This is a genomic window from Bradyrhizobium sp. WSM4872, assembly GCF_055811715.1.
Genome location: NZ_JBVVPT010000028.1, coordinates 1 through 21,888 on the forward strand (window position 1 = coordinate 1; position 21,888 = coordinate 21,888).

18 protein-coding genes are annotated in these 21,888 nt (G+C 65.0%); 5 read left to right on the forward strand and 13 right to left on the reverse strand.

Going from position 1 to position 21,888, the window contains the following annotated elements; translation table 11 throughout:
• Nucleotides 1-159: 159 nt before the first annotated feature.
• Complete coding sequence (locus tag AC0L3C_RS28370) at nt 160-1,125, forward strand: DUF1194 domain-containing protein (RefSeq protein WP_473409557.1); 966 nt, start codon at nt 160-162, stop codon at nt 1,123-1,125.
• Nucleotides 1,126-1,514: 389 nt separating this feature from the next.
• Complete coding sequence (locus tag AC0L3C_RS28375) at nt 1,515-3,485, forward strand: carbohydrate porin (RefSeq protein ID WP_473409558.1); 1,971 nt, start codon at nt 1,515-1,517, stop codon at nt 3,483-3,485.
• Between the two features lie 7 nt (nt 3,486-3,492).
• Here AC0L3C_RS28375 and AC0L3C_RS28380 read toward each other — a convergent pair whose 3' ends face one another.
• Entirely contained in the window at nt 3,493-4,224 is a 732-nt protein-coding gene (locus AC0L3C_RS28380) for a sulfite exporter TauE/SafE family protein (protein ID WP_473409559.1), read from the reverse strand.
• Nucleotides 4,225-4,341: 117 nt separating this feature from the next.
• On the reverse strand, nt 4,342-6,417 hold the full coding sequence (locus tag AC0L3C_RS28385) for a methyl-accepting chemotaxis protein (protein WP_473409560.1): 2,076 nt from the start codon (nt 6,415-6,417) through the stop codon (nt 4,342-4,344).
• 241 nt (nt 6,418-6,658) lie between these two features.
• Between AC0L3C_RS28385 and AC0L3C_RS28390 the strand changes: the two genes are divergently transcribed.
• Nucleotides 6,659-7,954 carry a hemolysin family protein gene (locus tag AC0L3C_RS28390; RefSeq protein ID WP_007604938.1) on the forward strand — a complete coding sequence of 432 codons (1,296 nt, stop codon included), beginning with the start codon at nt 6,659-6,661 and terminating at the stop codon, nt 7,952-7,954.
• A 213-nt stretch (nt 7,955-8,167) separates the two neighbouring features.
• Here the strand turns inward: AC0L3C_RS28390 and AC0L3C_RS28395 are convergent, their stop codons facing one another.
• From AC0L3C_RS28395 to AC0L3C_RS28405, 3 genes are all read right to left on the reverse strand, one after another.
• Nucleotides 8,168-8,410, reverse strand: a complete 243-nt coding sequence (locus AC0L3C_RS28395) for a PilZ domain-containing protein (RefSeq protein ID WP_473265070.1) — start codon at nt 8,408-8,410, stop codon at nt 8,168-8,170.
• A 101-nt stretch (nt 8,411-8,511) separates the two neighbouring features.
• On the reverse strand, nt 8,512-10,218 hold the full coding sequence (locus AC0L3C_RS28400) for an FMN-binding glutamate synthase family protein (RefSeq protein WP_473409561.1): 1,707 nt from the start codon (nt 10,216-10,218) through the stop codon (nt 8,512-8,514).
• A 311-nt stretch (nt 10,219-10,529) separates the two neighbouring features.
• Nucleotides 10,530-11,303, reverse strand: coding sequence for a ferredoxin--NADP reductase (locus tag AC0L3C_RS28405; RefSeq protein WP_473409562.1), 774 nt, complete (start codon nt 11,301-11,303; stop codon nt 10,530-10,532).
• A gap of 392 nt (nt 11,304-11,695) precedes the next feature.
• Between AC0L3C_RS28405 and AC0L3C_RS28410 the strand changes: the two genes are divergently transcribed.
• On the forward strand, nt 11,696-12,499 hold the full coding sequence (locus AC0L3C_RS28410) for an ATP-grasp domain-containing protein (RefSeq protein WP_473409563.1): 804 nt from the start codon (nt 11,696-11,698) through the stop codon (nt 12,497-12,499).
• Between the two features lie 19 nt (nt 12,500-12,518).
• On the opposite strand, the gene AC0L3C_RS28415 is transcribed toward AC0L3C_RS28410, so the two are convergent.
• From AC0L3C_RS28415 to AC0L3C_RS28450, 8 genes are all read right to left on the reverse strand, one after another.
• Nucleotides 12,519-13,367: an amidohydrolase family protein gene (locus tag AC0L3C_RS28415; protein ID WP_473282099.1), complete on the reverse strand. Its 849-nt coding sequence runs from the start codon at nt 13,365-13,367 to the stop codon at nt 12,519-12,521.
• Nucleotides 13,368-13,370: 3 nt separating this feature from the next.
• Nucleotides 13,371-14,348 (reverse strand): aldo/keto reductase, encoded by a 978-nt coding sequence (locus AC0L3C_RS28420; RefSeq protein ID WP_473409564.1) that lies wholly within the window; start codon nt 14,346-14,348, stop codon nt 13,371-13,373.
• Between the two features lie 102 nt (nt 14,349-14,450).
• Nucleotides 14,451-15,383 (reverse strand): sugar-binding protein, encoded by a 933-nt coding sequence (locus tag AC0L3C_RS28425; RefSeq protein ID WP_027514400.1) that lies wholly within the window; start codon nt 15,381-15,383, stop codon nt 14,451-14,453.
• Nucleotides 15,384-15,477: 94 nt separating this feature from the next.
• Entirely contained in the window at nt 15,478-16,560 is a 1,083-nt protein-coding gene (locus tag AC0L3C_RS28430) for an ABC transporter permease (protein ID WP_473265065.1), read from the reverse strand.
• Complete coding sequence (locus AC0L3C_RS28435; protein ID WP_473265064.1) at nt 16,560-17,318, reverse strand: ATP-binding cassette domain-containing protein; 759 nt, start codon at nt 17,316-17,318, stop codon at nt 16,560-16,562. The genes AC0L3C_RS28430 and AC0L3C_RS28435 overlap by 1 nt, the downstream gene beginning before the upstream one ends.
• 12 nt (nt 17,319-17,330) lie before the next feature.
• Nucleotides 17,331-18,653, reverse strand: coding sequence for a xylose isomerase (xylA, locus tag AC0L3C_RS28440; protein WP_473409565.1), 1,323 nt, complete (start codon nt 18,651-18,653; stop codon nt 17,331-17,333).
• Nucleotides 18,654-20,108, reverse strand: a complete 1,455-nt coding sequence (gene xylB / locus AC0L3C_RS28445; protein ID WP_473409566.1) for a xylulokinase — start codon at nt 20,106-20,108, stop codon at nt 18,654-18,656.
• Nucleotides 20,109-20,189: 81 nt separating this feature from the next.
• On the reverse strand, nt 20,190-21,248 hold the full coding sequence (locus tag AC0L3C_RS28450; protein ID WP_473265061.1) for a LacI family DNA-binding transcriptional regulator: 1,059 nt from the start codon (nt 21,246-21,248) through the stop codon (nt 20,190-20,192).
• Nucleotides 21,249-21,360: 112 nt separating this feature from the next.
• Between AC0L3C_RS28450 and AC0L3C_RS28455 the strand changes: the two genes are divergently transcribed.
• Complete coding sequence (locus AC0L3C_RS28455) at nt 21,361-21,888, forward strand: DUF1003 domain-containing protein (protein ID WP_473409567.1); 528 nt, start codon at nt 21,361-21,363, stop codon at nt 21,886-21,888.

Consider the following 21,888-nt stretch of genomic DNA (forward strand, 5'->3'; position numbering starts at 1 on the left):
CCCGCGCCGCGGCCCCCCCCCGCCCCCGCCGCCCCGCCCCCCCCCGCCCCCCCCCCCCCCCCCCCCCCCCCCCCCCGCTCTGCTACGGCTTGACCCAGACTGCCCTTCCGATTGCACGTTTGGCGTGTCAGACTGTAAATGGGTAGCTGGAGGGCGAGCGTGAATTGGCGGGTCTTGGTTGGATCGATCCTGATTGCGATCCTGACATCGACGCAAGCATCTTCCGAGACGGCGCCGCAGGCGCATGGAGTGCCTCCGGGCGACAGCCGGCCCGCCGTGGACGTCGAACTCGTCATCGCGGTCGATATTTCCTACTCGATGGAAATGGAAGACCTGGCAGCTCAACGCGACGGCTTTTCCAAAGCCATCGTCTCGCGGGAATTTCTTCAGGCGTTGCGGGGCGGCCCGATTGGCAAGATCGCGCTGAGCTATTTCGAATGGTCAGCCACGAACGACCAGAAGATAGTCGTCCCCTGGCGACAGATCGACGGACCGGAAGCGGCCAACGCTTTCGCAGACGAACTGATGAAGGCACCAATCCTCCGCGGGTCGCGCACGTCGATTTCGAGCGCGATCAAGTTCGCCATGCCGCTGTTCGAGCAGAACCCATACCGTGGCTCGCGCCAGATCATCGACATTTCGGGCGACGGTCCCAACAACGTGGGCGATCCAGTCGCCACAGCGCGCGACGCAGCGTTGCAGCAGGGCATCGTCATCACCGGCCTGCCGGTCTTGATCAATGCGACGCCGAACGGAACGACCGATATCAGCCATATCGAGCACATCGACTGGTACTACGAGGATTGCGTCATCGGCGGACCAGGCTCTTTTGTCGTGCCGATCACCGATCGCGAGAATTTCAACGAGGCGATCCGGACCAAGCTGGCGCTCGAGGTCGCAGGCCTCACTCCGAGGCGATCGACTGCCCCGTCTGTCGACAAGGAGCCGCGGGTTCTCTGCACGATCGGCGAGAAGCTTTGGCAGCAGCGGTGGAATACGATCGTTCCGGCAAGCAAGGATACGAGCAGTCCGCCCATCAAGGATGCCTCCTCGGTCGACAAGCAAGTGAGCAAGGATGACGCGATGCTCAACAAGAAGATCAAGGGCATCTGCCGCGGCTGCTAGCTGCCTGATCGTTAGCCGACCGTCGACCTTTCCGGCTTCTCGCATTTGCCCTGTCCTGGATAGGTCTCCAACAAGGAGCCAGCCCCCCTATTGCCAGGCCCAGATTTCCCCGCCCCATCAAACGATGTTGCAGCCGCGTCACACAGCCGTAGGAACCCTCCTCTGCGGCAATCCGCATCAGTTGCTATTGCGAATTAATCGCAATAAGGTTCGCAACGGGCTCAGGGGCTTGGGAAGAAGTCGCGCCGAATCGAGATCATCTGGTCCGATCGCGGAGCGCCTAAGCCTGATGACAGGGTCGCCGCGAATCGGCAGGGATAGTGCGGCGAGTGGATACATTCGCGTTGGGGGCGTGCGTTTTGACGTTGAGGGGTCACCGTTACAGGTATTTGCGGACGGCCGCGGCGATTGCCACGGGCGTCTTGGCTTTGCCCGCCACCAGCCGCGCGGCCGATCTGCCGCTGAAGGCACCTGCGCTGAAGGCCGTCTATGACTGGACCGGCCTCTACATCGGTGCGCACGCCGGCTACAGCCTCGGCTCCTCGCGCTTCGCGCTGAACGACGGCACCGGGATCAACGACAGCGGCGTCTTCAGCGGCATGATCGGCGGCGTGCAGGCCGGCTACAATTACCGGCTCAATTCCGGTTGGCTCCTCGGCGTCGAAGGCGATTTTTCGTTTCCGAACTACATCACCTCCAACTCGATCGTTTCTTTCCTGGCGACACCCGCCAACACCGTCACGCAGCAATGGGACTACACCGCCAGCCTGCGCGGCCGCGTCGGCTACACCAGTGGCCCATGGCTGGTCTATGCCACCGGCGGCTTTGCTTGGATGGGTGAGCGCTATTTCGACACGCCGGCCGGAGGGGAAGCAGTCCCGAAAACCCTGAACACGCGGCCCGGCTGGATCGCGGGTGGCGGCATCGAATACGGTTTCGCACCGCATTGGAGCGCACGGGTCGAATATCTCTACAGCCGCTTCGACGGCGCCAATGTCGCCTTCTCCACCGGCGCTCAGTACAATTCGTCATCGCTCGACTTCCAGTCGGTCCGGCTCGGCCTCAACCGCAAGGTCGATTGGCCGGGCATGCCGAGCTACAACCCGAAGAGCTCGCTGATCGACACGGAATCGGACCGCTGGGAGATCCACGGACAGAGCACGTATCTGCCGCAAGGCTATCCGTCGTTCCCCGCCCTCTACACCGGCCCGAATTCGCTCTCGCCATCAAGGCAGGCCAAGGCGACCTGGAGCAACAGCCTGTTCCTGAACGCAAAGCTGTGGGACGGAGGTGAGGTCTATTACAATCCCGAACTGCTGCAGGGATTTGGACTGAACGACACCGTCGGTGCCGCCGGCTTCCCGAATGGCGAAGCGCAGAAGTCGAACTTTCCCTATCCGCATTACAACACCTCGCGCCTGTTCGTGCGTCAGACGTTCGGCTTTGGCGGCGAGCAGGAAGAGCTCGCGAGCGGCCAGTTGCAGCTCGGGCAGAAGGTGGATGTTTCCAGGCTCACGGTGCAGGCCGGCAAATTCCCGGTGATCGACGTGTTCGATGGCAACGCCTACGCCAAGGACACCCGCAAGGACTTCATGAACTGGTCCCTGTGGGCGCCAGGCGCCTTCGACTATTCCGCCGACAAGGTTGGCCTCACCTACGGCGTCACCGCCGAGCTGAACCAGAAGCAGTGGGCGTTGCGCGGCGGCTACTTCCTGATGGTCGCCGAGTCCAATTCGAATCATTTCGACACCAGGGTCGGCGAGCGCGGCCAGTACGTGCTCGAGCTCGAAACGCGCTTCTCGCTGCTCGGCCAGCCCGGCAAGCTCAGGACCATAGGCTGGCTCGACAGCGCCAATATGGGCAGCTTCCGCGAGACGCTGAACAATCCCGCGCTCAACCTCGACATTGCGCAGACCCGGCGCGGCCGTCTGAAGTATGGCTACGTGCTCAACCTCGAGCAGGCGATCACCGAGGATGTCGGTCTGTTCGGGCGTTGGAGCTGGAATGACGGCAAGACCGAGACGCTGGCCTTCACCGACATTCACCGCAGCCTGTCCGGTGGTCTTTCGATCAAGGGCACGAAATGGGGCCGGCCCGATGACGTGGTCGGCGTCGGTGGCGCCATCAATGCCATCTCGCAGGATTATCGCGACTTCCTGGCCGCCGGCGGCCTCGGTGTTCTCATCGGCGATGGCGCGCTCAACTATCGCCGCGAGCGGATCCTCGAAACCTATTACGCCTACGCGCTGAACAAGAGTCTCACCCTCACCGCCGACTACCAGCTGATCGTCAACCCTGCCTACAACGCTGATCGCGGCCCGGTGTCGGTATTCTCGGGACGGCTGCACGGCGAGTTCTGAGCGCGGCTCAGAACAGCAGCGCGACGCCCGAGACCAACAGCAGCGCGAGCACGATCTTGCGGAACGTGGCCTCGTCGATGCGGCCGAACAGTTTCAGCCCGAGCCACGTTCCCGCAAAGAGAAACGGCAGGCCGAGCGCGAACAGCTTTGCGGTCTCGAACGTCAACGCTCCCTTGGCCCCCAGGAAGAGTGCCGCCGTGGCGAACACCACGACTGCGACGGGCTGGAACGTGGCGCGCTGGACGTCCCTGGGCAGACCGCGCAGATTGCACCAGATGGTGATGATGATGCCGGCAAGGCCGGTCAATCCACCCAGCAGGCCGTTGACGAAACCAATGGTCATGTCGGCGGACGGCGCCACGATGGTCGCGACCTTGAGTTTTGGCCTGAAGAACGCATAGAGGCTGTAGACGATCAGGATCGCTCCAACTGCGATGCGGACGCTCTTGGGATCGGCCGAAGTCAGGAGTGACACGCCGACCGGCACGCCCACGACGGCACCGATCATGAAGGGCCATAGCCGGCGCCAGTCGAGCGCGCTGCGCAGCTTCCAGACCGAGTAGCCCTGCACCAGGAGGCCAAAACCGACGATCAGGCTGGCGCTCTGAAGCGGCGTCAGCACGTAAAGCCACAGCGATGCCGCGACGAGGCCGAAGGCAAAACCGGAGAGGCCGGCCACGAACGCGCCGGCGAAGGTGGCCATTAGGAAAAGGGCAAGCTCGATTGTGATCCCGTTCATTGCTCGCTCCAAACGTCAGCGAGCAGCGCTTGCGTGGGATCACCACTTCACGGGGAGGCTGCGACATCCCCGGCGGTGCAAGCCTAGGTGAAGCCGCTTCCCTTCACAATGACCTTGTTACGCGGCCCTGATCGCGTCCAGGAACTTCCCGACCTCGACCTTGAGTCGGCTGCTCTCGCCGGAGAGCGACTTCGCTGACGCGAGCACGGTGGAGGAGGCCGATCCGGTCTGGCTCGCACCGCGCTGCACGTCGACGATGCTGGCGGAGACCTGTTGGGTGCCGCGCGCCGCCTGCTGCACGTTGCGGGAAATCTCCCGCGTCGCCGCGCCCTGCTCCTCGACCGCGGAGGCGATCGCCGATGCGATCTCGGACATGCGGGTGATGGTGTCGCTGATCGACTTGATGGCGCCGACCGAATCCTCCGTCGCGCTCTGGATTCCCGTGATCTGCTGGCTGATCTCGCCGGTGGCCTTGGCGGTCTGCTCGGCCAGCGCCTTGACCTCGGAGGCGACCACGGCGAAGCCGCGCCCGGCCTCGCCGGCGCGCGCCGCCTCGATCGTGGCATTGAGTGCCAGAAGATTGGTCTGGCCCGCGATCTGACTGATCAGCTCGACCACGTCGCCGATCCGTCCGGCAGCCTTGGCGAGCTCGCCGACATGGTCGTTGGTCCGGGCTGCCTGCTGCACCGCTTCGCTGGCCACGCGCGCGGAGTCCTGGACCTGCCGGCCGATCTCGTCGACCGAGGACGCCATTTCCTCCGCCGCTGCGGCGACGGTCTGCACGTTGGTGGAGGCCTGCTCGGAGGCGGCCGCGACGGTCGCGGTGACCTTTTCCGATTGATCGGCGGTGCTCGTCAGCGTTCCCGCCGACACTTCCAGCTCCGACGATGCCGACGACACCGTGTTGATGACGTCGCCGATCAACGCTTCGAAATCGCGCGCGATCTGGTCCATGCGTTGGCTGCGCTGAAGCTTCGCCTCGGCTTCCACCGCGGCGGCCTCGTCGGCGGCCTTCTTGGCGGAGAGCGACTCCTTGAAATGCTGGAGCGAGCCCGCCACCTGGCTGATCTCGTCATCGCGGCCCGTCACGGGAATCTCGACCTCGTGCTGTCCGGCGGCAAGCGTTGCGATCACGTCCGCGAGCCGGCTCAGCGGCGTCACCACGCGCCGGCGCAGCATCATGGTCACGCCACCGAGTGTCCCCAGCAGCGCCAGCACCGCCACGCCCGCGAGCGCGAGCATCGCAAGCGCGCCGTCGCGCGCGGCCGAGGCGCGCTCGGCCGCTTCGGCCAGGGCGGCATCGCGCACGCCGTAGAACATCTGGATGGCGGGTACGATGACGTTGGCCAGCTCTTCGGCGTTGATGCCGTATTTGCCGTCGCCACGAGCCGCGGGCATCTCCTTGTCCACGGCAGCGGCTGCCTTCCCGAAATAAGAATCCGTCGCCGCCTTGAGCGCGGTGGCGATGCGGGGCGGACTTCCGAGCTGGTCGATACCGGCCTCGATGCGTTCGCGGTCGGCCTCGACGCGTCCCTGCATCCGATCCATCAGCGAGAATTCGGTCGCCGTGAGCGGTCGGCGCGCGCTCAGCGCCGGCGACAGCGAGGCGGCGCGACTGCCGGCCGAGACGCGCAGATCCTGCGCCGTTCGCGCCAGGCCCAACAGCGCCGCAAGCGAAGAATCGGCATTGATAACCTTCGCTTCGAGCCGGTTCATGATCGGCTCGATATTGCCGATGACCTCGGCAACGCCCGGCAGGAAGCCCTTGATCGCAGCGCTGTCGCGTGTCGCCAGCGGAACGCTCATCGCGCGATCTGCCGCCGTGGTGATATCCTTGAGCCGCCGCGCGGTACGGTCCAGGTTTTCGATCATCGCTCCGGAATCATCCAGCACCATGATGGCGCGCCTTGCCCCCTCGAATGCGGCATCGGCCGCCTTCGCAGCCTTCGCGGCGGCTTCGATCTGGACCTGCGTCGCAGCGTTCTCCTGGAAAATCGGGGAGATGTAGGGGGCACGAAGGCTGGCAATGTGCTGACTGACCGTCAGGGTCGCACCAAAGGCGTCGACCGTCTTGATCGCGTCGGAGCGGTTCGCGAAGATACGCGCCTGGGGTATCAGCACCTCGGCGCCAAGGACGACTGCAAACACCGTCACCGTCAGCATCGACAGCGCAAAGAGCTTCCCGATCCGCATCTGATCCCCCGAATAGATTCCTGCAAATGCCGAAAACTTAGCCGGTTGCCGCTAAGAGCCCGTTAAGCAACGGCATGCCCGTAGTTCCGCGGGGTATTGGGCTTCGAGTGCCTTCCGGACGGTGTCGCCGAAGTTCCCTGGCGATGCCGGATGCGACAGAATCGTCGGCATTTCTCCCCCGAATACCTATATCAAGGCCGGTGCCGCCATCCGCGCCACACTCCCTTACCTCGGAACATCAATGCTCTCCGCCGAACTCGCCATCGTCGTCGTCCTGATCGTCATCAACGGCTTGCTGTCCATGTCCGAGCTGGCCGTGGTCTCGTCACGCCCGGCCCGGCTGTCGATGCTCGCCGCCAAGGGGGTCCGCGGCGCCGAGCGGGCACTGACGCTCGCGGCTGATCCGGGCAAATTCCTCTCGACGGTGCAGATCGGGATCACGCTGGTCGGCGTCCTCTCCGGCGCGTTCTCGGGCGCGACGCTCGGACAGCGGCTGACGCAATGGCTGCTCGAGCTCGGCCTGTCCGCAGGAATTGCCGACATCGTCGGAGTGGGCCTGGTTGTCACGCTCATCACCTACGCCACCCTGATCGTCGGCGAACTGGTGCCCAAGCAGGTGGCGCTGCGCGATCCCGAGAGCATCGCGGTCAGGGTTGCACCCGCGATGCACGTGCTTGCGAAGGTCTCGCTGCCGCTGGTCTTCCTGCTCGATCTCTCCGGCAAGCTGATCCTCACGCTGCTCGGCCACGGCGGCAAGTCCGAAGAGAAGGTCTCGGAAGACGAAATCCATCATCTCGTCAGCGAAGCCGAAAGCGCGGGCGTGCTCGAGTCGGGTGAAAAGGAAATGATCGCGGGCGTGATGCGGCTCGGCGACCGGCCGGTCGGCGCGATCATGACGCCGCGCACGGAGGTCAACGAGATCGACCTGAACGATACGCCGGAGAGCATTCAAGCGACCATCGCCAAGAGTCCGCATTCGCGCTTTCCCGTCTCCGACGGCGACCGCGACAAGCCGATCGGCGTGCTCCAGGCCAAGGACCTGCTGGTCGCCTTCATGAACGAGCGCACGCCGGATTTGCGCGTGCTGGTTCGCGAGGCGCCCGGCATTCCGGCGTCTGCCGATGCCCGCGACGTGCTGGCGATCCTGAAGGCTGCGCCGGTGCATGTCGGCCTCGTCTACGACGAATACGGCGCCTTCGAAGGCATCGTGACGACGGCTGACATTCTGGAATCCATCGTCGGCGCCTTCCATTCCGAGGAAGGCCCGCCGGAACCGGCCTACGTCAAGCGCGCGGACGATTCGCTGCTGGTCTCGGGCTGGATGCCGGTCGACGAATTCGGCGAGCTGCTCGGCATCGAACTGCCGCCGCACCGCTACAACACAGTCGCCGGCCTCGTGCTGCAACAATTCAACGTGCTGCCTGATGTCGGCGACGCCTTCGACTTCGGCGACTGGCACATCGAGGTGGTCGATCTCGACGGACGGAGGATCGACAAGATTCTCGCGAGCCGGCGGAGCGAAGTAGAGACGGGGTGAGCCACTCTCGTCGTCCCGGACAAGCGCAGCGAAGCGGAGCGCAGATCCGGGACCCATAGCCACAGGATTGAGTTTGGCGAACGCGGTAGTTGCTCGGTACTGCTGTCTGCGCATGATCGACAGATCACGCGGTATGGGTCCCGGATCTGCGCTGGCGCTTGTCCGGGACGACGGCGGAGTTTGTGGTTAGAGCTTGCGCAAAACTCTAGACCCTCACCCGAACCTCACCCCGATCCGCTTTTCCTTGCGCCAGATCACGATGCAGGCGAGATGTGTTCCGTCGGCCTGGACGAACAGGCTGAAATGGTCGGGGATGCCGACGGGACTGCTGACGTCGAGCGCGGCGCCGGTATCGGACAGGTTGCGGACCGTGCAGTCGATCGCGCCGCCGCCGCCGAACTCGATCGTTCCGGCCTTCAGCACGCGATGCCTTGCCTTGTCGCGCCGCTCGTCCATCGGAACAATCTACACCCAAAGTTGAACCAAACGTTAAACGCAGCCCTCGTCGCGATGCCTTTTGCGCGCGGGGGCCTGCGGCCTTGCAAGTGCACCGGCGCCTACAGCGGCTGGAACGTCTCCGTCCGCGCCATCCGCCAGGCATCGCGGAAGCGCGGGTCTTCGGTGCCTTCGAGCAGTTCGCCCGGGCGCAGCGACGGATAAAGCTGCGCGAAGGATCTCACGTCCGTCGTCGAGGTGCGCTGGGAGAAATGGATCGGGCGCAGCTGCTGCGGATGTTCGAGACCGGCCGCGGCGATCAGCTCGGTCAGCGAGTGCAGCGTCGCAAGGTGATAATTGTGCACACGGTCGATCTTGAGCGGCACATAGAGCGCGCGCGCCCGCGTCGGGTCCTGGGTCGCGACGCCGGTCGGGCAGCGGTCGGTGTGGCAGCTCAGCGACTGGATGCAGCCCAGCGAGAACATGAAGCCGCGCGCAGAATTGCAGTAGTCCGCGCCGATCGACATGGCGCGCGCCATGTCGAAGGCGGTGGCGATCTTGCCGGAAGCGCCGATCTTGATGCGGTCGCGCGCGTTGATGCCGATCAGGGCGTTGTGGACGAAACTGACGCCTTCGCGCATCGGCATGCCCAGATGGTCCATGAACTCCAGTGGCGCGGCGCCGGTGCCGCCCTCGTTGCCGTCGACGACGATGAAGTCGGGATAGATGCCGGTCTCGATCATCGCCTTGCAGATTGCCAAAAATTCCCAGGGATGGCCGATGCACAGTTTGAAGCCGGTCGGCTTGCCGCCGGAGAGCTTTCGCATCTCGCCGATGAACTGCATCATGCCAACAGGCGTCGAGAAGGCGCGATGCGAGGCCGGCGAGATGCAATCCTCGCCCATGGCGACCCCGCGGATCTTGGAAATCTCCTCCGAGACTTTCGCCGCCGGCAGCACGCCGCCATGACCGGGCTTGGCGCCCTGGCTGATCTTGAGCTCGACCATCTTGATCTGGTCCTGGCGCGCGACGCGCGCGAAGGCTTCGGAATCGAAGGTGCCGTCGAGATGACGGCAGCCGAAATAGCCCGAACCGATCTCCCAGATGATGTCGCCACCCATCTCCGCGTGATAGGGGCTGAAGCCGCCCTCGCCGGTGTCGTGCGCGAAGCCGCCCTTCTTGGCGCCGGCATTCAGCGCGCGCACGGCGTTCGGGCTGAGCGCGCCAAAACTCATCGCGGAGATGTTGAACACCGAAGCCGAATACGGCTTGGCGCAATCCGGCCCGCCGATGGTGACGCGGAATTTCTCCTCGGCATGCGTCTTCGGCGAGACCGAGTGATGCATCCACTCATAACCCTGGCGGTAGACGTCCTCCTGGGTGCCGAACGGACGCTTGTCGAGCTGCATCTTGGCGCGCTGATAGACCACCGCACGGATGTCGCGCGAGAACGGCATGCCGTCCTTCTCGCTCTCGAAGAAGTACTGCCGCATCTCCGGCCGTATCTCTTCGAGCAAAAAACGGATATGGGCCGAGATCGGGTAGTTGCGCAGAACGGCATGGCCTTTCTGCATGAGGTCGCGGACGCCAAGAGCCGTCAGCGCGCCGAAGATCAGGATCGGGATCAGCAGGATGTCGAAAATCTTGCGGTCGGCGATGCCGATGCCGATCAGCAGCGCGGTGACCACCGCGCAGATCGTCAGGACGATGAACCGTGGGGAGAATGGCAGCAGCAGGGTCTCCATGATCCCCTCTTCCGCCAGCGGCAGCCGTTTGGGCGACAAGTTGGGGGATTCCTGCGTCTTATTCTCGTCGGCCACGATTCCCATCCTCTCGCCAGCATGAGGCGGTACGATACGCCCGCGCCTGTCATACGGATATGACGCGGCGGTTGTTTCACGCTAGCGAATTCGGCGGGGACAAATCAATCAGCCCGATGGGCGGGCTTTTGCGGTGCAGCAGAGGCTGGTGGGGAGGCCCGGGGCACTAACCGGTCAAAACGCTTTACCCACAGCCGTCGTCCTGGCGAAAGCGATGACCCCTAAGCGTGGCGGATTCGAAGACTGACAACGACCAGCCTTCGCCAAACTTCATTCGGCGGGTATGGGTCCTGGCTTTTGCCAGGACGACACGAGAGGGCCTACCGCTCGACGAACGCCTTTTCGATCACGAAATGGCCGGGCTTGTTGCCGGAGCCCTCGACGAAGTCGCGGCCCTCGAACATCAGTTTCAGCTCTTCGAGCATCGCCGGGCTGCCGCACATCATGATGCGGTCGGTCGCGATGTCGAGTGGACCCTGGCCGATATCCTTGAAGATCTGCTCGGAGCTGATGAGGTCGGTGATGCGGCCGCGGTTCTTGAACGGCTCGCGGGTCACGGTCGGGTAGTAGATGAGCTTGTCCGCGAGCAACTCGCCGAACAGCTCGTCCTCGCGAAGACCGGCGACGAGCTTCTCGCCATAGGCGAGCTCGGAAACCTGACGGCAGCCATGCACCAGCACGATGCTGTCGAACTGGTCGTAAACCTCGGGGTCCTTGATCAGGCTGGCGAAGGGCGCCAGGCCCGTGCCGGTCGAGAGCAGCATCAGCCGCTTGCCGGGAATGAGATTGTCGGTGATCAGCGTGCCGGTCGCCTTGCGGCCGACCAGGATGGTGTCGCCTTCCTTGATCTTCTGCAAGCGCGACGTCAGCGGGCCGTCCTGAACCTTGATCGAGAAGAACTCGAGCTCTTCCTCGTGATTGGCGCTCGCCATGCTGTAGGCGCGGAGCAGCGGGCGGCCCTCAACCTCGAGGCCGATCATCGCGAACTGGCCGTTCTGGAAGCGGAAGCCGGAATCGCGGGTGGCGCGAAAGCTGAACAGGGTGTCGGTCCAGTGCTGGACGGAAAGAACCTTCTCTCGGTAAAACGCGCTCATGATTTTCGATATTCCGAATAATTGTGGTTTTAGGGCAAAAGCGCTGCCCGGCCCCTGAAAGCGGGGCGGACACCATTGCCATGGCGGAGGATTTCGCGAGTGTGATCTACGCCATTGAGACCAATAATCAACCTCGTTCCGGATGCAATTGATGCCGGTCAAACCGGCATTTGCGGCGGAAATGGTCACATCATTAATGGATCTGCTGTCCGGCGCGCGCCGAGGGCAATTTCTTTTCCCTCCGGGGCTCGAATACAGCACTTAATTTCCGTGCCGCTCTCGAGAATTTCATTAAGAATAGCTCTGATTTCACTCCGGTTTGGCGCGTTTTCCCGCATTTTTGCGGCTTTTGGCGCCAACTGGAACTGGCGACTGGGACTGGCGACTGACAGATGGCGAGCGGCGAGCGGATCTTCGTGCAGGCGATCAAGCGCTATTGCGCAACCCATGGCATCGCGCTCGATGTCCGCGCCGATGGCTGGCTGCTCGCGATGCGCCGGGGCGAGCAGCGCCGCTTCGCGTTCGGCTACGACATCGGCCTCAACAGCGCCATCGCGCACCGCCTGGCCAACGACAAATCGGCCACCGCCGAGGTGCTGGCGCTCGAGGGCGTGCCCTGCATTCCGCATCATCTCTTCCTCAACCCGAAGTTGGGCGAGAAGGTTGTCGGCGTCGCCTGGCGAGAGGCAATGCTGGCGCTGCTTCACGACAATCCGCAAGGCGTGGTGGTGAAGCCGAACGAGGGGACGTCGGGACGATCGGTCTTCAACGTCACGACGGAAACGGAGCTCGATCACGCGGTTGGCGAGGCCTTTTCGATGAGCGCCGGTCTCGTGATCTCGCCCTATGTCGTGATCGAGGACGAAGTACGCGTGGTCCTGCTCGATGATGTGCCACTCGTCGTCTACAGCAAGCAGCGTGGCCCGGATTGGCGGCACAATCTCGATGCGGGCGCAAAGCCCGTGCTGATGCGGGACGGCGATCTACGCGCAGCCTGCGCAAAGCTCGCCATCGACGCCGCCAATGCCATCGGCATCACCTTCGCCTCCATCGATCTCGTGCACGTCGACGGTGTCTGGCGTGTGCTCGAGATCAATTCCGGCGTGATGATGGAGACGCTGGCGAAGTTGCATCCGGAGCTGGTGCAGACGACGTACGATGCGGCGCTGGATCGGGTGTTTGGGGGAGAACACTGAGCGACACGCGCTGGCGGGTTCAACCAACCGCCAGCCGATACGCAGCCTTGGCATTCACGCCAAACGCCTTCTCCCGCACCTGCAGCCCGAGCTTCATCAGGCACGCTTCCAGCGCGCCCTTGATCTCACCATAGCTCCCCGCGAGCAAACATACCGGCCAGTCCGAGCCGAAGATCAGGCGATCTTCGCCAAAGCATGTCGCGGCGTGCGCGACGAACGGAAACAGGCGCTCCGCATTCCAGTCGTTCCACACCGCTTCCGTCGCCAGCCCCGAGACCTTGCACCAGACATTGCCGCAGGCCGCGAGTGCCGCGATGCCATTGGACCATTCGTTGCTTCCGCCATCGGCGATCGGCGGCTTGGCTGCGTGGTCGAGCACGAAGCGCGCCTGCGGGAAGGCTTGTGCGGTTGCAATCGCGGCCGGCAGCTCGCGGGTGCGGACCAGGAAATCGTAGGCGAGATCGTGCGCGAACACGGCCGTGAGGCCGCGCTGAACGTCCTCGCGCAACAACCAATCCGGGTCGGCCTCGTCATGGACCTGGTGGCGGATGCCGACCAGCTTGTCGCCGCCGGGCGAAGCACGCAGCCGGTCCAGCGTCTCGCCAAGTTCAGCATCGGTCAGATCGGCCCAGCCGATGACGCCGATCACCGATTGCGTCGCATGCGCGGTCGCCAAGAATTCCTCGGTCTCCGCCAGGGCGGAGCGGCACTGCACCAGGATGCTCGCGTCGATGCCATTCGCGCTCAAAAGCGGCTCGAGATCGGCCGGACCGAAGGCACGCCGGATCGGCGTGAGCTCGGGCGCGTCCATCCAGGGATAGTCGGCGCGCGCGGGATCCCAGAAATGCTGGTGGCCGTCGACGATCATGCCTTACGCTCCGCCCGGCAATGGCGCCCGGGCATCGACGAGTTTTCGCGCACGCAGCTCCTGCCAGAACGCCGCCGGCACCGCCATCTCCGACATCGCGATGTTGTCGGCAACTTCCGCGGCGTTGCGTGCGCCCATCACGGCGACCGTGACCGCCGGATGGGCCATGCAGAACTGCAGCGCGGCGGCTTTTAGCTCGGTGCCGTGCTTGCGGCAGAGCTCGTCGAGCGCCAGCGCACGGGCGACGAGGGCCGCATCGGCGTCCTGATAGTTGAACTTCGCGCCCGTGTGCGGATTGGCCAGGATGCCGCTGTTGTAGATGCCGCCGAGCAGGATGCCGATGTTCTTCGCGGCGCAGACCGGGAATAGCGCATTCAGCGCGCCCTGGTCGAGCAGCGTGTAGCGGCCCGCGAGCAGGAAGCAGTCGACCGGAACGGCCTCTGCGAACCGGACCAGCATGCCCGACTGGTTCATGCCCGCACCGATCGCCTTGACGGTTCCCTCCGTGCGCAGGCGCTGGAGCGCGCGGAAGGCGCCGGCGACGGCGTCGTCGTAGTGATCGTCGGGATCATGCACGAGCAGGACATCGACGCGGTCGAGCCCAAGCCGCGTCAGGCTTTCCTCCACCGATCGCATCACGCCGTCATAACTGAAATCGAACACCGGCCGCTCGCGCGGCGTGTCCTTGTAATGCTCGTCCTCGGCAGCAGCGCCATCGGGCGCACGCAGCAGACGACCGACCTTGGTCGAGATCGCGTAGGAATCACGCGGCTGTTGCCGCAGGAATGCGCCCAAGCGTCGCTCCGCGAGGCCAAAGCCGTAGAGCGGCGCGGTGTCGAAGAAGCGGATTCCGAGCGACCAGGCGCGGGCGATCGTCGCTTCCGCATCGGCATCGCTGACGGGGGTGAACAATCCGCCGAGCGGGGCGGAACCGAGGCCGAGTGAGGTGACATCGAGAGAGCCGAGCCGCGACCTTTTCATTCCCATTGCCTCAACGGTCTTCCCCAACAGCCAAATCATCTCTCCCGCTTGCGAAAACCGCAAGCGGGAGAGGCACGCAGGAGCGCGGGGCTGGCGACGCTCCTACTTCAACATCTGCGCAACGTTGTCCTTGGTGACGAGATCGAGGCCGGTATAGACGATCTCCGGCACCTTCTCGCCCTTCTTGATGGCGAGCAGCGTGTCCATCGCCTTCTCGCCCATCTCGAACGGACGCTGGCCGACCAGCGCATTGGCGTAGCCATCGCGCAACAGCTCGAGCTGCATTTTCAGCGTATCGGCGACGACGAGCGTGAACTTGCCGGAATCGATATCCTTCTTGTACCTGGACGCGAAGGCCTTGAAGCCTTCGGGGGCGAACATCGGCCAGCCGCCGATGGGAACGATCGCGGCGAGGTCGGGCGTCGCGGTGCGCATGTCAGTCATCTGCTGAACCGCCAGCGCGGGATCGTCGTTGCAGAACGTGGGAGAGCCCGCGACCTCGGTCCATTTCGAGCCCTTCAACGCCTCGCGGACGCCGTCGACGCGTTCGGCGAGGTTCTTGGCGCCGGGGCCACCCGAGACCATGGCGTATTTGCCGCCGTCGGGCCGCAGCTTCAGGAGCTGCTTGCCGAGGGCCACGCCGAACTCCTTGTTGTTGGTGCCGATATAGGCGATGCGCTTGGCGCCGGGCGCATCGGCGTCGAAGGTGATGACGGGGATGCCGGCCGCGGTCGCCGCGTCGATCGACTTGGTCATCGCCGCGACGTCGGCAACCGAAATGGCGAGGCCGTCGACCTTCTGGGTGACGAAGTCCTGGATGATCTGGGCCTGCGTCGCCGGCTCGTGCTCGACCGGCCCCTTGTAGATGCACTCGATATTGCCGAGCTCCTTGGCGCGCTTCAGGCAGCCGTCGCGCGCGAAGTCGAAGAACGGATTGTTCATCGCCTTGGGCACGATCACGAACCGGTAGTTTGCGGCAAACGCCGGCGTAGCCATCATCGCGACGGCGATGCCGGCAAGAAGATATTTCCTCATCGTCTCCTCCACCCTTCTTTGGCGCCTGTCCTCTTGAGATCGTCCGGGAAGCGGACAGGCGGCATTTTCGTTGCCGTCCCGGAACGATTTCGTTTCAGATCATCCGCGAGCGGATGCGGTCGACCAATACGGCCAGGATGATGATCACGCCCACCAGCGTCTGCTGCCAGTAGGAGCTGACCTGGGCGAGCACGAGGCCGTTGCGGATCACCTCGAGCAGCACGCAGCCGACGATGGCGCCGAGCGGACCACCGATGCCGCCGGCGAGATTGGCGCCACCGATGACAGCCGCGGCGATCACGTTGAGCTCGTAGGACGTCGCCATGTTGGCCGGCGCCGACCCAAGCCAGCCCGAGATGATGATGCCCTGGAGGCCTGCGGCGAGCGCGCAGATCACATAGACCTCGATCTTCACCCGCACGACCGGGATGCCGGTGAGTTCGGCCGCCTTCTCGTTGCCGCCGAGCGCGAACACGTGACGGCCGAACGAGCTGTGGTGCAGCACCACGGCCATCGCCAGCGCGAGGACGATCAGATAAATGAATGGCACGGGCACGCCGAGCACGTCGCCCGATGTGAGCGCGTAGAAATAATCGGCATCCGGCCCACCCGGAAAGCTGCCGCGTCCGTTGGAGACGACATAGCCGAGCCCGCGCACGATCGAGAGCATGCCGAGCGTGGTGACGAACGGCGACAGCCCGAGCACCGCGATGCAGAAGCCGTTGACGAGGCCGGCGAGCAGCGCGACGCCGAGACCGGCGAGGAGCGAGACCACCAGGATCAGGCCGGGGACATTGGCGAGCACCGTCTTGCCGTCGGCCGCCATGTGCACCAACAGGGAGCCCGCGGCCGAGCCGGGCGCCGAGAGCTCGGTCATCACCATCGAGGTGACCATGGCGGAGAAGCACATCATCGAGCCCACCGACAGATCGATGCCGCCGGTGATGATCACGAAGGTGACGCCGAGCGTCGCAATGGCGATGAAGGAGAAATTCTTCGCCACGTTCTGCATGTTGCCTTCGGTGAAGAAGTACGGGCTGGCGAAATGCATGACCACCAGCAGCACTGCCAGCGCGAGCAGGACATAGCCGGTCTGGGACGCGAAGATGCCGCGCTGCCACCATCTGATCTTGCCGACATTCGAGAAGGTGATCGGGGATTCCATGGGCATGGCCATCACGCCGCCTCCTTCGCGCCGGTGATCAGGGCGGTGACTTCCTCGGGGGAGGTCTGGTGGATGGGCTTGTCGGCCCGCTTTTCGCCGCGGCGCATGACGATGACGCGATCGCACACCGCGAACACGTCGGGCATGCGATGCGAGATCAGCATCACGGCAACGCCCTGCTCCTTCAGCCGGTGGATCAGGCCGAGCACCTGCTCGACCTGACGGACCGAGATCGCGGCCGTGGGCTCGTCCATCATGACCAGCTTCGCGTTGGAGAGCCGCGTCCGCGCGATCGCAACCGCCTGGCGCTGGCCGCCCGACATCTGCTTGACGAGGTCGTCGGGGCGCGTCTCCGAGCGCAGCTCGCCGAACAGCTCCAGCGCACGCGCAGCCATCGCCTTGTGGTCTAGCAACGCGAACGGCCCGATCCTGCGCTTCAGCTCGCGGCCGAGAAAGACGTTGGCTGCCGCGGTGAGATTGTCGGCGAGCGCAAGGTCCTGATAGACCACCTCGATGCCGACGCCCCGGGCATCGACGGGCCGGTTGAAATGAACCGCGCTGCCGGCGAAACGGATTTCGCCGTGGCTGGGGCGGAAATTGCCGGCGATGATCTTGACCAGCGTCGACTTGCCCGCGCCGTTGTCGCCCATCAGGCCGACGACCTCGCCGGGGAGGACTTGCATGTCGACTTCATGCAGCGCGCGGATCGCGCCGAACTCCTTGCCGATGCCGGTCAATTCGAGGACCGGTGTCGCTTGTGCATTTGTCATCAGCGGCCTTCCTCAGACGTAGCGGTTGACGAGGGATTCCAGATATTCCTGCCGGCCCGAGCGCGGCTGCGGGTCAAAGCCCGGGCCGTGCGCGCGGTCGGCAAGTTCGGCGAGCGAGCGCTGGCCGCCGAGAATGGCGCGGCCCTCGGGGCCGGCCCATCCCTCGTAGCGTTTCGCGAGCGGCGCAGTGAGCACGCCCGCGTCGAGCATGTCCGCGGCGGCGAGCAACGCCCGCGCGCAGGCATCCATCGAGCCGACATGGGCATGGATCAGATCGTCGGGATCGATCGACTGGCGGCGGATCTTGGCGTCGAAATTCAGCCCGCCGGAGCTGAAGCCGCCGCGGCTCAGGAGTTCGTGGAACACCAGGGCAAGCTCGGGCACGTTCATCGCGAATTGGTCAGTGTCCCAGCCGAGCAGATCGTCGCCGCGGTTGATGTCGAGCGAGCCGAACACACCCAGCGCCTCCGCGAGCGCGACCTCGTGATGGAAGGAGTGGCCGGCGAGGATGGCGTGGTTCTGCTCGATGTTGAGCTTGACGTCCTTCAGCAGGTCGTAACGCGCGAGGAAGCCGTAGCAAGTGGCGACGTCGAAATCATATTGATGCTTGGTCGGCTCCTTCGGCTTCGGCTCGATCAGAATCGGCCCCTTGAAGCCGATCTTGTGCTTGTGCTCGACGACCAGCGAGACGAAGCGGCCGAGCTGGTCGAGCTCGCGCTCGAGATCAGTGTTGAGCAGCGTCTCGTAGCCCTCGCGCCCGCCCCACAGCACGTAGTTCTGGCCGCCGAGACGGTGCGTCACCTCCAGCGCGGCGCGGACCTGGCCGGCGGCATAGGTGAATATCTCGGGGTCTGGATTGGTGGCCGCGCCCGCCATGTAGCGGCGGTGCGTGAACAGATTGGCGGTACCCCAGAGCAGGCGCACTTTGCTCGAGGCCATCTTCGCTTCGAACAGATCGGCGATGGCATTGAGGTTGGCGACAGATTCGCCAAGCGAGTTGCCTTCCGGCGCCGCATCGACGTCGTGGAAGGTGAAGAAGGGCACGTCGAGCAGACGAAACAGCTCGAAGGCGACGTCGGCCTTGGCGCGCGCCTGCACCATCGCATCAGCGCCGTGGTGCCAGGGCCGCAGGAACGTCTCGCCGCCAAAGGGATCGCCGCCGGGCCAGCACAACGAGTGCCAATAGCAGACCGCAAAACGCAAATGCTCTTCCATCCTGCGGCCGTGGACGAGGCGGTCCTTGTCATACCAGCGGAACGCGGGCGTGTTTCCCGCATCCCCGCCGGCGAAGGCGACAGGCACTGTTGTATCGAAGAATTTCACAGAAGCGTTCACTCAGGCACACTCCTTCAACGCAGGATAAAGCTCGCGCCAGCGGCGATAGGCCTCGTCATAGGCGGCAGCGACCGATGCGCGAGGCGTAAAGCTCGCGAGCCGGCGCGGACGGGTGCAAACCGCAGCCGCGTCTTCGCCGGTGGCGGCGAGCCGGCCGAGCCTGGCGGCACCGAGCGCCGCACCGACCTCGCCCTCCTCGACGCGGTGGACGGGGATGCCGAGCACATCGGCGCAGATCTGCGCCCACAGCGGCGAGCGCGAGCCGCCGCCGACGAGATCGACCTCGGGAAGCGGTCCGCTGGCCGTGCTCAGCGCCGACAGATTGTCGCGCGCGGCGAAGGCGACGCCTTCGAGCACGGCCTGAACGATCTGGGAGCGCCCGGTCGCGCCGCGCAGGCCGACAAAGGCGCCGCTGGCGGCGGCATCGTTGTGCGGCGTGCGCTCGCCGTCGAGATAAGGCAGGAATTGGACCGGGCTCGGTCCATCGACACGCTCGCCGAGCGGCGCCAGCAGCGCTGCGGCCGGCGTCTCCATCACGCCCGCGAGCCAGGCCAGCGAAGCCGCAGCCGACAGCATCACGCCCATCTGATGCCAGCGGCCGGGCAGTGCGTGACAGAACGCATGGACCGCCGAGGCCGGCGCCGGTGCAAACCGATCCGTGACACGGAACACCACGCCGGATGTGCCAAGCGACAGGAAGGCATCGCCCGGCGCGATGGCGCCGAGCCCGATCGCGCTCGCGGCATTGTCGCCGGCGCCGCCGGCGATCACGACATTCTTTGCCATGCGCCAGCGTTGCGCGTAATCCGGCGCAAGCGTCGCGCTGACGTCGCTGCCCTCAACCAGGCGTGGCATGTGATGGAGATCGAGCCCGGTGGCATGCAGCAGCAGGGGCGACCAGCGGCGCAGACCGACGTCGAGCCACAGCGTACCGGCCGCGTCCGACATGTCCTCGATCATCTCGCCGGTCAGGCGATAGCGGACATAGGCCTTCGGCAGCAGCACCTTCGCGACGCGCGCGAAGATTTTCGGCTCGTGCCTGGCGACCCAGAGCAGCTTCGGCGCGGTGAAGCCGGGCATGGCCAGGTTGCCGGCGATCGTGTGCAGCGACGGGCAGCGCCGCTCCAGCGCGACGCATTCTGCGTGCGAACGGCCGTCGTTCCAGAGGATCGCGGGACGCAGCGGACGTCCATCATCGTCCAGCAGCGTCGCGCCGTGCATCTGGCCGGATAGCCCGATGCCGCGCACCCGCGCGACCTCGCGCGGATGGCGGGCGGCAAGATCGTCGACCGCGCCGACCGCCGCATCGACCCAGCCATCGGGATCCTGCTCGGACCACAGCGGCGCGGGATGCGACAGCGCAAGCTCGCGCGCCGCCGTCGCGACAACCGCGCCGGCTTCGCTCACGAGCACCGCTTTCACACCTGATGTGCCGATGTCGATTCCGAGATACACGCCGTCCTCCCTTTCGCCTGTTGCGGTGCGCGAACTCAAGGTCGCCTTATCCGCAACGGGTCGTTTTGAATCCACCTGCCGCTAAGGCAGATTGTCTCGCATCACGATGTCGATCCTGATCTTCTCCTGTTCGCGCAAGATCGGCTCGCCACGGGCGAGCGCGAGCAGCACGCGCACGGCGGCGCGCGCTTCGTGTCCGGGGTTCTGCGAGATCGCGGCATGCATCACACCCTGCAGCAGCAGCCGGCGCGTCAGCGCGGTGACGTCGTGTCCGACGAACACCACCTGCCTGTCGCGGCCGGCATCGCTCAAGGCCTTCTCATTCAACGCGTTGGCGACGCCTTGCGTGCCGGCGCCGACATTATAAAGGCCGACAATGTCAGCATGCCTGCCCAGCAGCCGCGCCAACAATTGTTCCGAACGCGCGTCCTCGTCGCGTCCTTCGAGCACCGGCAGCACACTGAGGCCGGGGAATTCCGACGCCATCACCTGGTTGAAGCCAAAAATGCGCTCGGCATGGTCGCGCAAGCCCTGCGAGCCCGCGACGATCGCAACCTTGCCGGACTTTTGTCCGACCAGCCGCCCCACCAGCGCACCGGCGGTGCGTCCCGCGGCAATGTTGTCGATGCCGACATAATGGTGCCGGCGCGACGACGGCACGTCCGAGACCAGCGTCACGACCTTGGCGCCGGCATCGACGAGATCGTCGATGGCGGCGCGGACGCCGGGATGGTCCAGCGCCACCACGGCGATGCCGTCGTAATCGTCCGAGAGCCCTTCCAGGGAAGCGGCGAGCACGGACGGATCGAACACGTCGGTTGCGACCGTCTCGACGCCGAGGCGACGGGACGACAGCCAGCCCGACATCTCACCGAGATAATCCTGGATCTGCTGCATGAACGGGTTCGGCCCCGACGGCATCACGAAAGCGAAACGGCGGGCGCGGCCGCGGGCGAGCTCGGCGGCGGCCACGTGGGGCTGGAACGAATTGCGCTCGATCGCCTCTTTGACGCGCCGGACCGTGTCCGGCCGCACGCCCGGGCGATTGTGCAGGACGCGGTCCACCGTCGCGAGGCTGACGCCGGCCTGGCGGGCGATGTCCTTCAGCGTCAGCGCGGTCGTGGTGAGCGTCTCGGCCATGGCTGAAGGCTAGCAGAGGTGTTTTGAGGTACGCAACTCATTTTGAGGGGCGGCAGGCATTTTCCCGCAGCTGAGTCCAGGAACAGCCGCTTCCGTCCGCCGTTGCTGCCCCGTGCGTAACGATATCACCCATGATCCCGGCGAGGGATTGAGCCCGACGCTCGAGCGCAACATCCAGGCCCTGGTCGAGCGCCGCCGCCGCGAGCAGCGCGGTGCCAGGGGTCAAGAAAAGCTTGCCGATGCGATCACGGCGTTCACCGGCAGCATGGCCTTCGTCTACCTCCATGTCGCGGTGTTCGGCTTCTGGATCATCGCCAATCTGCATTGGCTGCCGGGAATCCCGGCCTGGGACGAGAGCTTCGTGGTGCTCGCGATGATTGCTTCGGTCGAGGCGATCTTCCTGTCGACATTCGTGCTGATCTCGCAGAACCGCATGAGCGCAGCAGCGGACAAGCGCGCCGATCTCGATCTCCAGATCAGCCTGCTCGCCGAGCACGAATTGACCAAGGTTGCCCGCCTGCTCACGCAGATCGCCGAGCGGCTCGACGTCCAGCCCGACTCCAAGCGGGATCTGGAGGAGGCAAGCCGCGACATCGCACCCGAGCGCGTGCTCGACAGGATCGAGCAGACGCGCTCCTGA

Excerpts from the sequence above, each read along its gene's own strand:
- AC0L3C_RS28380 (WP_473409559.1), bottom strand. The coding sequence starts at position 4,224 with ATGAACGGGATCACAATCGAGCTTGCCCTTTTCCTAATGGCCACCTTC.
- AC0L3C_RS28385 (WP_473409560.1), bottom strand. The coding sequence starts at position 6,417 with ATGCGGATCGGGAAGCTCTTTGCGCTGTCGATGCTGACGGTGACGGTG.
- AC0L3C_RS28390 (WP_007604938.1), top strand. The coding sequence starts at position 6,659 with ATGCTCTCCGCCGAACTCGCCATCGTCGTCGTCCTGATCGTCATCAAC.
- AC0L3C_RS28395 (WP_473265070.1), bottom strand. The coding sequence starts at position 8,410 with ATGGACGAGCGGCGCGACAAGGCAAGGCATCGCGTGCTGAAGGCCGGA.
- AC0L3C_RS28400 (WP_473409561.1), bottom strand. The coding sequence starts at position 10,218 with ATGGGAATCGTGGCCGACGAGAATAAGACGCAGGAATCCCCCAACTTG.
- AC0L3C_RS28405 (WP_473409562.1), bottom strand. The coding sequence starts at position 11,303 with ATGAGCGCGTTTTACCGAGAGAAGGTTCTTTCCGTCCAGCACTGGACC.
- AC0L3C_RS28410 (WP_473409563.1), top strand. The coding sequence starts at position 11,696 with ATGGCGAGCGGCGAGCGGATCTTCGTGCAGGCGATCAAGCGCTATTGC.
- AC0L3C_RS28415 (WP_473282099.1), bottom strand. The coding sequence starts at position 13,367 with ATGATCGTCGACGGCCACCAGCATTTCTGGGATCCCGCGCGCGCCGAC.
- AC0L3C_RS28420 (WP_473409564.1), bottom strand. The coding sequence starts at position 14,348 with ATGAAAAGGTCGCGGCTCGGCTCTCTCGATGTCACCTCACTCGGCCTC.
- AC0L3C_RS28425 (WP_027514400.1), bottom strand. The coding sequence starts at position 15,383 with ATGAGGAAATATCTTCTTGCCGGCATCGCCGTCGCGATGATGGCTACG.
- AC0L3C_RS28430 (WP_473265065.1), bottom strand. The coding sequence starts at position 16,560 with ATGGCCATGCCCATGGAATCCCCGATCACCTTCTCGAATGTCGGCAAG.
- AC0L3C_RS28435 (WP_473265064.1), bottom strand. The coding sequence starts at position 17,318 with ATGACAAATGCACAAGCGACACCGGTCCTCGAATTGACCGGCATCGGC.
- AC0L3C_RS28450 (WP_473265061.1), bottom strand. The coding sequence starts at position 21,248 with ATGGCCGAGACGCTCACCACGACCGCGCTGACGCTGAAGGACATCGCC.